This is a genomic window from Bradyrhizobium sp. Pha-3 (genome assembly GCF_042258615.1).
Lineage (GTDB): Bacteria > Pseudomonadota > Alphaproteobacteria > Rhizobiales > Xanthobacteraceae > Bradyrhizobium.
Map to the genome: position 1 here is coordinate 5,868,717 of NZ_CP170152.1, position 12,082 is coordinate 5,880,798.

A 12,082-nucleotide genomic window follows, 5' to 3' on the forward strand; every position below is an offset into this window, starting at 1 on the left:
TCGGTCATCGGCGGTAGCATGGTAACCCGGAGCTACGGCTTCAGATCCGGCGGCAGCGGCGGATTTTCCCGCATCAACGTGATGGTCACGCGACGGTTCGCCGGCAGCGTCGGATCGTCGGGAAACAGCGGCTGGCCGTCCGCCTTGCCGGAAACCGCGAAGATGTGGGACGACGGCAGCCCTTCCCGCTCCAGGATCTGCCGCACCGCGTTAGCGCGGTCCGCGGACAGGTCGAAGGCGTCGTAATCGCTGCGCGCCGGCACGAAGCCTGCGGCTGTATGCCCCACGATCGCGATCCGCAGCGGCGTCGCCTTCAGCGGCGCGGCGAGCTTCTGGATCAGCCGGCGGGTGCGCTCATACGGCTCCCTGGAACCGTCGGCGAACATCGAGCGGCCGTCCTGATCGACGATCTCGAGGTTGAGCCCCTCCTTGGTCTCCTCGAACATGATGTTCTTGGAAATCTCGGTCAGCTCCGGCATGTCCTGCAGCGCCTGCCGCAGCGAGGCGGAAGCGAGCGCGAATTCGCGGTCGATCTTCAGCCGCGCGCCGTTGATCTGGCTGCGCTCCTTCTCGTCCGGCGTCGGATTGGCGGAGGATTCCTCCGGCGAGATGTGCTCGACGTTCTTCAGCTTCGGCCGGGTCGGCAGACCGTCGGACTCGACGATGCCGGAATAGCGCACATTGGTCTGCACGCCGAACGCGTCGCGCATCGAGCCGGCGACGATCTTCAGCTTGTTGTTGTCCATGGTCGAGAACGCGACGAGCATCACGAAGAAGCTCATCATCAGGCCCATCAGGTCGGCGAAGGTCACGAACCAGCCGTGACCTCCACCATGGGCGTCGCCGCGCTTTTTCTTGGCCATCGCTGCGTTTCCCGAAAGCGCCAGCCGGTCAGGCCGGCACCGGCTCGCCTTCCTCGTGGCGATGCTTCTCCGGCAGATAGGCCAGCAGCATCTCGCGCACCAGCGCCGGGCTCTTGGAATCGCGGATCATCAGGATGCCGTCGATGATCAGCGTGCGGTTGGTCTCCTCGTCGAGCAGCTTGCCGTGCAGCTTGTCGGCGATCGGAAGACAGAACAGGTTGGCCACCAGCGCGCCGTACAACGTCGCGAGCAGCGCGGTCGCCATGAACGGGCCGAGCTTGGAAGGGTCGGTCATGTTGGCGAACATCTGCACCATGCCGATCAGCGTGCCGATCATGCCGAAGGCGGGCGCGCAGTCGCCGATCGCGCGATAGATCTTGCTGCCCTCGTCGAGGTGCATCAGGAAATTGTCGCGGTCGCGCTCCATGTTGTCGCGGATGAATTCGAGGTCGTAACCGTCGGCGACGTAGCGGATGCCCTTGGCGAGGAACGGCTCGTCGGTCTCGACTTTTTCCAGGCCGACCGGGCCCTGCTTGCGGGCGATCTCGGCGATGCGGGCGAGCTCGTCGACGAGGTCGCGGGCCGACAGCCGGCTCATGGTGAAGGCAAATTTGGCGCCGAGCGGCAGGCCGTGCAGCATCACGCCGAGCGGAAAGCGGATCATCGTCGCCGCGATCGAGCCGCCGAAGATGATGATCATGGCATGTTCGGAGATGAACATGTGCAGGTCGCCGCCCATGAACATCATCACCGCGATGACGATGATGCCGGCCAATAGCCCGGCGCCTGTCATGATATCCATGAAAAACTCCAACGCGAACGCAACCCGCCTGTCCTGGACGGCGCGCAGCCCAAGGCGGGCCGCGTGAAAAACCCTAACGTTAATGCCATTAAGGACGCGTTACCGAATTTGGTAGGGATAACAACGGGTAAACGGCTGCCTTTTCGTGATGTCGTTGAAGATGTTGGCTTTCCGCATGGGACGCCGTCGCTGCATGCGCAAAAGGTCTCCCCGTAGAACAACGGACATGAGATAGATTCGCCAAGAGCGTTTTCGAGCGAAAGCCTGTCCCGGACTTGATCCGGGATGGGTACCGGTTCGCGTGAAGAAAACGCGTCAACACGGGAATCTGGAGCCGCGTTCCGATTCAGTCGGAACGGAGAAGGCTCCAGAGGAAACGAACAAGCGAGCAGGACAGGATGAAGGCGGTCGTCGTCGAGCAATACGCACCCATCGATCGGATCGGGCTGAAGGAGATCGCCACCCCAAGACCCGCCGCAGGACAGATCCGCGTCCGGGTCCACGCCGCGAGCATCGGCTTCGTGGATGGGCTGAAGGTCGAAGGCCGCTACCAGACCAAGGATGCCCTGCCCTTTACGCCCGGTGCGGAATTCGCCGGCGTGGTCGATGAAGTCGCGGGCGACGTCGCCGGCATCACCCCAGGCATGCGGGTGATGGGCGCGGCGCGCTCGGGCGCGCTGGCCGAGTACATCGTGGTGCCGCCTGCCGCCGTCGAGGTCATGCCCGACGGCCTGTCGATGGAGGCCGCCGCGGCCTTCCGCACCAACTACCTCACCGCGCTCTATGCGCTCGGCGAACGCGGCTCGCTCAAGGCCGGCGAGCAGTTGCTCGTGCTCGGTGCTGCCGGCGGCACCGGCATCGCTGCGATCCAGGTCGGCAAGCTGCTCGGCGCGCGCGTCGTTGCCGCGGCCTCGACCGACGAGAAGCGCAGCTTCGCCGCAAGCTTCGGCGCCGACGCCGTCGTCGACTACACGAAGCCCGATTGGCGCGACGCGCTGAAGGACGCAACCGGCGGCCTTGGCCCCGACGTGATCTTCGATCCGGTCGGCGGCGAGGTCTCGTTGCAGGCATTCCGCTCGATCGCCTGGAACGGCCGCCACGTCGTGGTCGGCTTCGCGGCAGGCCAGATCCCCGCTCTGCCGTTCAATCTGCCGCTTCTGAAGGGCGGCCTCCTGATCGGCGTAGACGCCGCGCAGATCGCGCGCCGCGAACCCGAGGCGCAGGCGCGCGTATTGACGCAGTTGTCGGCATGGCTGAACGACGGCCGACTGACGCCGGTCGTCGGCAAGGTGTTCGAGCTTGAAGACTTCCGCACGGCGTTCACGACGATGCAGACCCGCGCGGCGCTGGGCAAGATGGTGGTGCGGATCGGATCGTGAGAGAGGCACCGCCCTCACCTCGTCCTCGCTGTCGTCCGTGCGAAAGCTACCGGACCCGTCATCCTGAGGAGCGCGTAGCGCGTCTCGAAGGATGCACGGCCACAGTGTCGCCGTTGTGCTTCGAGCTCGCTTCGCTCATACCTCAGCATGACGGGGATAGTTCTGATTCAGCTGTCAAACTCCTTGTTCGGTGTCATCACCCGCATGCGGGTGATCCAGTATTCCAGAGGCAGTTGGGCTCGAACCGAGGGGCCGCGGCGTACTGGATCGCCCGCCTTCGCGGGCGATGACAGATGTGCATGAGGACACAGCTTCGCGTTCTCGCGACATGATTGTCCGAGGCTTGCTCTTCATTCCGCCCTCTCTCTTGCAGAGGGCGCAGGGAAAGCCGGGTGCCGATCGCACCCATGGGCCCCGAGCAAAAGGTAGAAAGCTCGGGGGTAGGACCACAGGTGTAACCGGAGCAATCCGGCTTTCCCTGCGCGATGGGTTACGGCTTATTTCGTGCTCTCCCCGGCGAGACTGGGCTTGCTTGTCACCGTCTTCGCAACGCGCATCGCGCAATTCGAAAAGACACCTGCCGCTAGGGCGTCAGGACCACACGACTTCACCGTCCGCCTCATGCGCACTCGTCAGTTGCACACTCAGCGTCCACCGCATCTCGACCCACGTTCGTGACGACCGCGAAGCGCCCCTCGTGTCGGGTGAGACAGGCGTATTGAACATCTGAGTTGGGTCCGGCGTCAAGTTAAATTCTGAAAAGCCGAATGATCCAAATCAAGGATTCGGGGCCGGCGACAAACTATCATAGGTTATTGTCGCCGGAATCCGGGCCTCCTACCGTTTGCCGAAAACGGCGGTGGGGAGAAAAAAATGCAGGACATGCTGACGCATCTGGAGAAGCTTCGCACCGATGCTGCGGAGTGCGCGCTGATCCGCGACCTCGCCACCGACATTCAGAAGCGCGAATTATTCACCAGGCTCGCCGAGCATCTTGCGGCCCTCGCTGCGGAAATCGAGAAGGCCATCGCCGCGGACGGTAAGGGCGGCCAAGCCGTCTAGTACGGCATGCGCCGGCAGGGGGTCACCCGAGCGGGCAGCCCAACATGCTATTGGATCGCGGGAACCAACACCGCTGCAGGCGCATTGACATTTCACCCATCGGTTGACGGGTAATATGCCGCCCGCATCGGTATCCGCGCCGATCCTGTAGCATTCCTGTCCGCCGAAGAACCAATTAGCCGTTATCTGTTGTATTTCAGGATTCCTCCCTTGGCACTTTTTGCATATCGAACATCCAGCACCACGTCCCGATCGCGCGGGCGAACCACCGTCGCCTGAGACGCGCGATGAAGACGGACAAGGCCATCTGGTACGTGTCGTTCGCCGTGAGAAGCACTGACGCCGGACACCACCGCTTCGCGCGCCAGACCCGCACCTTCACGAGCGAGCAGGATGCCAAGGCGTTTGCGCGCACCCTGCTCGAACAAACTCAGGACATCAGCGCCGGAACGATCAATCCGCACACGCCGAGACGCGTGATTGCACCGGCTGCGATCACGGCCTGGGCCGGCGAGAGCTGAGGCTTGCGTCTTCTCGCTAAAGGAAGCGTGACGGCGCGAACGGCTGCAGCGGAATCTCCGGCGCCTTGCCACTGAGCAGTTGCGCGACCAGCCGGCCGGTGCGGGCCGAGCCGACCAGCCCGACATGGCCGTGGCCAAACGCATAGACCACGTCGCGCGAGGCGCGGCTATGGCCGATGCAGGGCCGCCCGTCGGGCATGCTCGGGCGATGGCCGAACCAGGTCTTGATGCGCGAGGGTGGAATGTCCCTCGGCAGCTTCGGGAACATGCTCAGCAGATGCTCGCGCAGGATCGCGGCGCGCTTCCAGTTCGGCGCGGCGTCGAGCCCCGCGATCTCCACCGTGCCGGCAGCGCGCAGGCCCTTGTCGGTCCAGTTGACCACCATCTTGGCGTCCGAGGCCATCATCGAACTGCGCGGTCCGGATTCCGGATTCTCGATCATGACGTGGTAGCCGCGCTCGGTCTCCAGCGGCAGCGGATCGCCGATCGATGCGGTCAGCTGCTTCGAGCGCGCGCCGGCGGCAACGACAGCGGCATCGCAGGCGATCTCGCCGGCCTCGGTGACCACGGCGACAAGCCTGTCGCCCGCAAGCTTGAGGCCTATCGCCTTGGCGGCGACGCGTTCGGCGCCGTTCGCGATCGCGTGCGCGGCGAGCGCTGCGACATAGGCGCCGGGATCGCGGCAGCGGCCGGCCTCCTCGACCACGACGCCGAACTTGTAGCGCGGATGCAGATCGGGCTCGCGCTGGCGCATCTCGTCTTCATCGAGCTCCAGCCATTCGATGCCGACGCGCTTGCGGATGCGCCAGCCGAGGTCGCGGTCGAACGGCGCGCGCGACGGAAACACGTGCATCACCCCGCGCCGCTCGATCAGCTCGCCCACGCCGGCTTCCTCGGCGAGTTGCTTGTGCAGCAGCGGCGCGTCCTTGAGCAGATCACGCATCGCCCGCGCGGTGGCTTCGACCTGCGGCTCGGTCCAGCTCGACAGCAGATACTTGACCAGCCACGGCAAGGCCTTTGGCAGGTACGACCAGCGGATCGAAAGCGGTCCGAGCGGGTCCATCAGATAGCCCGGCACCTTCTTCCAGGTACCCGGCTCGGCCGGCGGAATCACCGAATGCGACGACAGCCAGCCGGCATTGCCATAGCTCGCCGCCTGGGTGCCGCCGGGCTCGCCCGGATCGATCAGCGTGACACGATGGCCCGCGCGCAGCGCCTCGATGGCGCTGATCACGCCGACCGCGCCGGCACCGATGATCGCAACGTGACGGCCGGCGGATTCAGGCATTACTGCGCCACCTGCGGCACAAAATCCTTGCCGACCGACAGCGCGCGCTGATCGACCAGGCAGTGCAGGATCGCAGGCTTGCCGGAGGCCAGCGCCCGCTCGAACGCCGGCGCGAAGTCTTCGGTGCGCTCGACCCGCTCGCCATGGCCGCCGAACGCCTTGGCATAGAGCGCGAAGTCCGGGTTCTTGAGCTGGGTGCCGACGACGCGGCCGGGATAGTCGCGCTCCTGATGCATGCGGATGGTGCCGTATTGCGCGTTGTCGATGACGACGACGATCAGCGGCGCATCGTACTGCACGGCGGTGGCGAACTCCTGCCCGTTCATCAGGAAGCAGCCGTCGCCCGCGAACGCAACGACCACGCGATCCGGATGCTGTCGCTTGGCCATCACGGCCGCCGGCACACCATAGCCCATCGAGCCCGAGGTCGGCGCGAGTTGGGCTGCGAAAGCGTGGAAGCGATGGTGGCGATGAATCCAGCCGGCGTAATTTCCGGCGCCGTTGCAGACGATCGCATCCTTCGGCAGCCGATCGCGCAGCCAGGTCACGACCTCGCCGTATTGGAAATGGCCCGGCAGCTCGCGCGGCTTGTCGGTCCAGGCCAGATAATCCGCGTGCGCCTTGGCCGCCTCGCCCTTCCAGGCGGGCGTGGCTGCGGGCTTCATGCTCTCGACCGCGGCAGCGAAGGCCGCAGGCGTCGCCTGGATCGCGAGCGCCGGCTGGTAGACGCGGCCGAGCTCTTCGGAGCCCGGATGCACGTGGATCAGCTTCTGGCTCGGCACCGGAATGTCGAGCAGGGTGTAGGACGAGGACGGCATTTCCGACATGCGGCCGCCGATCAGGAGAATGACGTCGGCGCCGGTGAAGCGGTCCTTCAGCTTCGGGCTCGGGCCGATGCCGAGATCGCCGGCATAATGCGAATGGTCGGCGTCGAACAGCGAGGCGCGGCGGAACGAGGTCGCGACCGGCAGGTCGAAACGCTCGGCAAAGCGTGCGATGCCCTTGGCGGCCTCCTGTGTCCAGGCCGAGCCGCCGAGCACCACAATCGGCGCCTTGGCGCCGGCGAGCATGCTGCCGAGGCGCTCGAGATCCGACGGCGCCGGCCAGGTGACCGCAGGCTCGACCTTCGGCGCGTCGGCGACCGCCGCGGTCTCAGTCAGCATGTTCTCGGGCAGCGAGATCACGACCGGACCGGGGCGGCCCTGCAGCGCGACACGGAAGGCGCGCGCGACCAGCTCCGGAATGCGGTCCGGACGATCGATCTCCACTGCCCATTTCGCCATGGTGCCGAACACCGCCTTGTAGTCGAGCTCCTGGAACGCCTCGCGCTCGCGCATGCCGGTGTCGACCTGGCCGACGAACAGGATCATCGGGGTGGAATCCTGCATCGCGATGTGCACGCCATGCGCGGCGTTGGTCGAACCCGGGCCGCGGGTGACGAAGCAGATGCCGGGACGCCCGGTGAGCTTGCCATAGGCCTCCGCCATCATCGCCGCGCCCCCTTCGGCACGGCAGATCACGACGTCGATCGGGCTGTCATGCAGCGCATCGAGCGCCGCCAGATAGCTCTCGCCCGGCACGCAGGTGACGCGCTCCACCCCTTGCGCGACCAGCTGGTCGATCAGGATCTGGCCTCCGGTGCGGGCGTTGCTTTTGGTCATGAGAGCTCCCTGCGGCATTGGCGCGCGCTTGCGGCTCGCGCGGAACGTGGTCCGACGGGGTATGATAGACGGGAATATGGCGCAAGGCCGAAGCAGCCTGTCGAGGGCGAAGCCGCCTCAAGCCATGCGATAGGCAATGGGCAACCTTGTTTCGTCATCGATTTCCGCAGGGCGGACGATCGCCGGCAGGATCGAAGCCGCCAGCCGGCGATCACGCCAGGCATCATCTTCCGATCTCAGACCCATCTCGCCGCCGGCTTTCGGATGAAATGCCCCGACGCCGGTCAGCGGGATCGATTCGGCATCGCGCCGCGCCGGATCAACCTAGCCTTGTTTCTTCCAAAAACACCACCATCGACCATGGACCGGCCTCGTGGTCGTCGCGAACCCCTACTGCCGCGCGAGACGATCGAAGACAAGCGCGTTGCGGCGCGCGCGACGACAGCGTGGCACAATCTGCATACAGCACGCCCTGATTTGCACGACAGAAATCACGAGCAGCGCGCGCCTGCGCTCCCGTATGATTACGGTGCAGCGATCGGTCGCTTCACACCTTTCGCTGCCGGATCGCCCAGACTTCGCAGCAAATCGACGTCTTGCTCGTCGATTTCGGCTGCGTTCGCCGCATGCAGCGCGCGTGACGATAGCGGCACAAACTGCATGCACTTTGGGACGGAACTCGAATCGCTTACGGTTCCATGCAGTCAGAAGTTGTAAATCATGTATCGCACTTGCCCGCCGTCCCGCGGTGGAAGGCGTTCTGTTGCCGAGCAGGTGCATGGTTTTCAGTTCACCAATTGATATCAATGCTGGAGGCAATGCATGTTGGGGATGAAGAGCGTCGCAAGCGTGGTCGGCTCGGATAGTTCATACCGGCTGTTCGACGACATGCCGATCAGTGTCATGCTCTGCGAGCTGGACAATTTCAGGATCACCTACATCAACGAGTCGACGCGGCAGAATCTGAAAAAGATCGAGCATGTGCTGCCGGTGAAGGTCGACGCGCTGATCGGACAATCGATCGACATCTTCCACAAGAACCCGCAGCATCAGCGCCGGCTCTTGTCCGATCCGAAGAACCTGCCGCACAAGGCGCGCATCACCATCGGCGGCGAGACGCTCGATCTCACCGTGACGGCGATGACCAATTCGCGCGGCCGCTACAGCGGACCGATGCTGACCTGGGAGCTCGCGACCGAGAAGGCGCGGCTTGAAACCCAGACCGAGCGGCTGTTGCAGATGCTCGACAACATGCCGATCAACATCATGATGTGCGATACCGATTTCAACATCACCTACATCAACCAGACCAGCCTCAAGACGCTCGACACCGTGAAGCATTTGCTTCCGGTGGCGCCGGAGAAGATCCTCGGTAACTCCTTCGATATCTTCCACAAGAACCCCGCGCATCAGCGCCGCATCGTCGGCGATCCCAAGAACCTGCCGCACGCCGCCAAGATCAAGCTCGGCCCGGAAACGCTCGACCTCAGGGTCTCCGGGCTCACCGACACGCGCGGCAACTATACCGGCGCGATGCTGAGCTGGGCGGTCGTCACGGGCAATGTGAAGCTCGCCGACGATTTCGAGAAGGACGTGAAGGGCCTTGCCGGGATGCTGGCGTCGGCCTCGACGCAAATGCAGGGCACCGCGCGATCGCTGACGACGACCGCCGAATTCGTCAATCAGCGCTCCGCGAGTGCTGCGTCCGCGTCCGAAGAGCTGTCGTCCTCGGTCAACGAGATCAGCCGCCAGGTGGCCGAGGCGAGCCGCATCGCCCGCATGGCGGTCGAAGAAGCGGAAAAATCCGACAGGCTGGTCTCGGGCCTCGTGACCATGGCGCAAAAGATCGGCGACGTCGTCGCGCTGATCAGCCAGATCGCCGGCCAGACCAATTTGCTTGCGCTCAACGCAACGATCGAGTCCGCTCGCGCCGGCGAGGCCGGCCGGGGCTTTGCCGTCGTCGCGTCCGAGGTGAAGGCGCTGGCCAACCAGACCGCCAAGGCCACGGAAGACATTTCGGCGCAGATCAACGAGATGCAGACCGCGACCGGCAACACCGCTACGGCGCTGAAGGCGATCTCGCAGGTCATCGTCCAGATCAGCGAGATCTCGACCGTGATCGCCAGTGCCGTCGAGGAACAGGCCGCGGCCACCAAGGAGGTCACCGCCAACATCAACGGAACCACCAAAGCGATCGACGATGCCAGCAAGGCCGCCGAGAACGTTCTGGCGGCCTCCGGAGAGCTCGCGAGCAACGCGTCCGAGCTGGAAGTCCAGGTCGACAAGTTCCTCAAGAACGTGCGGGCGATGTAACGCCGCGGAAGTCGCGCGCTTGCCCTACAGCGAGCGCGCGATCAGGACCTTCATGATCTCGTTGGTGCCGCCATAGATCTTCTGGATGCGGGAATCGATGAACATGCGCGAGATCGGGTATTCCTGCATGTAGCCGTAGCCGCCATGCAGCTGCAGGCATTCGTCGGCGGTCTCGACCTGCTTTTGCGAGCACCACCATTTCGCCATCGAGGCCGTCACGGTGTCGAGATCGCCGGCGACCAGGCGCTCGACGCACCAGTCGACGAACACGCGGGCGATCATCGCCTCGGTCTTGCGCTCGGCGAGCGTGAACGCGGTGTTCTGGAATTCGATCAGCGGCTTGCCGAAGGCGGTGCGCGCCTTGGTGTATTCGGCGGTGATCCTGACTGCGCGCTCCATCGAGGCGACCGCGCCGACCGCGAGCGACAGCCGCTCCTGCGGCAATTGCTGCATCAGCTGCACGAAGCCGTTGCCCTCCTCATTGCCGAGCAGGTTTTCCGGCGGCACCGTGACATTGTCGAAGAACAGTTCGGACGTATCTGACGCGTGCAGGCCGATCTTGTCGAGGTTGCGGCCGCGCCGGTAGCCCTCGGCGCCGGCGGTCTCCACGACGATCAGCGAGATGCCTTTCGCGCCCGGAGCGCCGGTGCGCGCGACGACGATCACGAGGTCGGCGGCCTGGCCGTTGGTAATAAAAGTCTTCTGGCCGTTGATGACGTAGGAATTGCCCAGCTTCTTCGCCGTGGTCTTGACGGCTTGCAGATCGGAGCCGGTGCCGGGCTCGGTCATCGCGATGGCGCCGACCATCTCGCCCGACGCCATCTTCGGCAGCCAGCGCTTTTTCTGCTCCTCCGAGCCGTAGTTGACGATGTAGTGCGCGACGATCGCGCTGTGCACGGAAACGCCGGTGGTCAGCTCTGGCACCGTGCTCTCGAGGTCATCGAGCACAGCCGCATCATAGGCGAAGGTGGCCCCTAAGCCGCCATAGGCCTCGGGCACACTCGGCAGCAACGCGCCCATCTCGCCAAGCGCGCGCCAGGCGGAGCGGTCGACCAGCTTCTGCTCGCGCCATTTCTCGGCGTGCGGCGCCAAATCCTTGGCGAGGAATTTGCGGAACTGGTCACGGAAGGTGTCCAGCTCCTCGGTCATCCAGGACGATCGGTAGTGCATTCTGCCCTCGTGTTAAATCAAGAGACCGCCGCCGGCGACGATCACCTGACCACTGATGTAGTTCGATTCCGGAGCGCAGAACAGATAGACCGCGTCCGCCGCCTCTTCCGGCGTGCCGCCGCGGCCGAGCGGGATCATTCGGCCCATCGCTTCCAGCATCTGCGGCTGGACGCCGACCTTGATGTCGCGGCCGGCGACGTCGATGGTCTTCTGCTGGGTCTCGATCGGCTGGGTCAGGCGGGTGTTGATCAGGCCGAACGCCACGCAATTGACGTTGACCTTATAGCGGCCCCACTCCTTGCACATCGTGCGCGTCAGCCCGATCAGCGACGCTTTTGCAGAAGAATAGCTCGCCTGCCCGGCATTGCCGTAGAGGCCCGCGATCGAGGAGATGTTGACGACCTTGCGGAACACCTCGCGGCCGGCCTCGGCCTCCTTCTTCGCCATCACCCGGATCGGCTCCGAGGCCGCGCGCAGGATCCGGAACGGGGCGACGAGATGGACGTCGAGCATCGCCTGGAATTGCTCGTCCGACATCTTCTGGATTGTCGAGTCCCAGGTGTAGCCGGCATTGTTGACGATGATGTCGAGGCCGCCGAACTGCTCGATGGCCGCACCGACGAAGCGATCGGCAAAGCCGGTCTCGACCACGCTGCCATTGACCGCGATCGCCTCGCCGCCCATGGCCTTGATCTCGGCGACGACCGCATTGCCCGGCTCGGCGTCGAGGTCGTTGACCACAACGCGCGCCCCCTCGCTCGCGAGTTTCAGCGCAATCGCCCGCCCGATGCCGCGGCCCGATCCGGAGACGAGCGCGACTTTGCCTTGCAGTTTCGACATGATTTCTCCCTCGAAGACTTCTCTCGTTGCGTTCCGCTTCACCTCGCCCCGCCTGCGGGGAGAGGTCGGAACGCATCGTCAGATTCGTTCCGGGTGAGGGGGTACAGGTCTCGCCGCGAGCAGAGCTCGCGGAAGCAGCCCCTCACCCCAACCCTCTCCCCGCAAGAGCGGGGCGAGGGAGCG

The 12,082-nt window shown here is 64.7% G+C and carries 11 protein-coding genes; 5 read left to right on the forward strand and 6 right to left on the reverse strand.

The genetic code is table 11. The features are described from left to right. Positions 1–32: 32 nt before the first annotated feature. The gene (locus ACE10Z_RS27985; protein ID WP_375783634.1) at positions 33–863 is read right to left on the reverse strand and encodes a flagellar motor protein MotB; all 831 of its coding nucleotides are present in this window, start codon (positions 861–863) and stop codon (positions 33–35) included. A 28-nt stretch (positions 864–891) separates the two neighbouring features. Beyond that, positions 892–1,665 carry a motility protein A gene (locus ACE10Z_RS27990; RefSeq protein ID WP_076860523.1) on the reverse strand — a complete coding sequence of 258 codons (774 nt, stop codon included), beginning with the start codon at positions 1,663–1,665 and terminating at the stop codon, positions 892–894. Between the two features lie 398 nt (positions 1,666–2,063). Here ACE10Z_RS27990 and ACE10Z_RS27995 point away from each other — a divergent pair, with 398 nt between their 5' ends. The 3 genes from ACE10Z_RS27995 (at position 2,064) to ACE10Z_RS28005 (ending at position 4,627) form a co-directional block, all read left to right on the forward strand. Continuing rightward, positions 2,064–3,044, forward strand: a complete 981-nt coding sequence (locus ACE10Z_RS27995; RefSeq protein WP_375783635.1) for an NADPH:quinone oxidoreductase family protein — start codon at positions 2,064–2,066, stop codon at positions 3,042–3,044. 873 nt (positions 3,045–3,917) lie between these two features. Then, positions 3,918–4,106, forward strand: a complete 189-nt coding sequence (locus ACE10Z_RS28000) for a hypothetical protein (RefSeq protein WP_375783636.1) — start codon at positions 3,918–3,920, stop codon at positions 4,104–4,106. A gap of 287 nt (positions 4,107–4,393) precedes the next feature. Beyond that, complete coding sequence (locus ACE10Z_RS28005; protein WP_375783637.1) at positions 4,394–4,627, forward strand: hypothetical protein; 234 nt, start codon at positions 4,394–4,396, stop codon at positions 4,625–4,627. 16 nt (positions 4,628–4,643) lie between these two features. Here ACE10Z_RS28005 and ACE10Z_RS28010 read toward each other — a convergent pair whose 3' ends face one another. Together ACE10Z_RS28010 and ACE10Z_RS28015 are read right to left on the reverse strand one after the other, a co-directional pair. Beyond that, positions 4,644–5,915, reverse strand: coding sequence for an NAD(P)/FAD-dependent oxidoreductase (locus ACE10Z_RS28010; protein WP_375783638.1), 1,272 nt, complete (start codon positions 5,913–5,915; stop codon positions 4,644–4,646). Continuing rightward, positions 5,915–7,576: a thiamine pyrophosphate-binding protein gene (locus tag ACE10Z_RS28015; RefSeq protein WP_375783639.1), complete on the reverse strand. Its 1,662-nt coding sequence runs from the start codon at positions 7,574–7,576 to the stop codon at positions 5,915–5,917. The genes ACE10Z_RS28010 and ACE10Z_RS28015 overlap by 1 nt, the downstream gene beginning before the upstream one ends. Here ACE10Z_RS28015 and ACE10Z_RS28020 point away from each other — a divergent pair. Together ACE10Z_RS28020 and ACE10Z_RS28025 are read left to right on the forward strand one after the other, a co-directional pair. Next, positions 7,517–8,293, forward strand: a complete 777-nt coding sequence (locus ACE10Z_RS28020) for a hypothetical protein (protein ID WP_375783640.1) — start codon at positions 7,517–7,519, stop codon at positions 8,291–8,293. The genes ACE10Z_RS28015 and ACE10Z_RS28020 overlap by 60 nt on opposite strands. A 105-nt stretch (positions 8,294–8,398) precedes the next feature. Continuing rightward, a complete protein-coding gene (locus tag ACE10Z_RS28025; protein WP_375783641.1) occupies positions 8,399–9,889 on the forward strand; it encodes a methyl-accepting chemotaxis protein in 1,491 nt (496 codons plus the stop codon). A 24-nt stretch (positions 9,890–9,913) separates the two neighbouring features. On the opposite strand, the gene ACE10Z_RS28030 is transcribed toward ACE10Z_RS28025, so the two are convergent. After that, positions 9,914–11,059, reverse strand: coding sequence for an acyl-CoA dehydrogenase family protein (locus tag ACE10Z_RS28030; protein WP_375783642.1), 1,146 nt, complete (start codon positions 11,057–11,059; stop codon positions 9,914–9,916). Positions 11,060–11,071: 12 nt separating this feature from the next. Then, positions 11,072–11,899 (reverse strand): SDR family NAD(P)-dependent oxidoreductase, encoded by an 828-nt coding sequence (locus ACE10Z_RS28035; protein ID WP_375783643.1) that lies wholly within the window; start codon positions 11,897–11,899, stop codon positions 11,072–11,074. Positions 11,900–12,082 lie beyond the last annotated feature (183 nt).

What these genes read in the sequence shown, in the direction of transcription:
- ACE10Z_RS27985 (WP_375783634.1), bottom strand. Translation starts at nt 863, where the DNA reads ATGGCCAAGAAAAAGCGCGGCGACGCCCATGGTGGAGGTCACGGCTGG.
- ACE10Z_RS28035 (WP_375783643.1), bottom strand. Translation starts at nt 11,899, where the DNA reads ATGTCGAAACTGCAAGGCAAAGTCGCGCTCGTCTCCGGATCGGGCCGC.
- ACE10Z_RS28010 (WP_375783638.1), bottom strand. Translation starts at nt 5,915, where the DNA reads ATGCCTGAATCCGCCGGCCGTCACGTTGCGATCATCGGTGCCGGCGCG.
- ACE10Z_RS28000 (WP_375783636.1), top strand. Translation starts at nt 3,918, where the DNA reads ATGCAGGACATGCTGACGCATCTGGAGAAGCTTCGCACCGATGCTGCG.
- ACE10Z_RS28005 (WP_375783637.1), top strand. Translation starts at nt 4,394, where the DNA reads ATGAAGACGGACAAGGCCATCTGGTACGTGTCGTTCGCCGTGAGAAGC.
- ACE10Z_RS27995 (WP_375783635.1), top strand. Translation starts at nt 2,064, where the DNA reads ATGAAGGCGGTCGTCGTCGAGCAATACGCACCCATCGATCGGATCGGG.
- ACE10Z_RS28030 (WP_375783642.1), bottom strand. Translation starts at nt 11,059, where the DNA reads ATGCACTACCGATCGTCCTGGATGACCGAGGAGCTGGACACCTTCCGT.
- ACE10Z_RS28015 (WP_375783639.1), bottom strand. Translation starts at nt 7,576, where the DNA reads ATGACCAAAAGCAACGCCCGCACCGGAGGCCAGATCCTGATCGACCAG.
- ACE10Z_RS28025 (WP_375783641.1), top strand. Translation starts at nt 8,399, where the DNA reads ATGTTGGGGATGAAGAGCGTCGCAAGCGTGGTCGGCTCGGATAGTTCA.
- ACE10Z_RS27990 (WP_076860523.1), bottom strand. Translation starts at nt 1,665, where the DNA reads ATGGATATCATGACAGGCGCCGGGCTATTGGCCGGCATCATCGTCATC.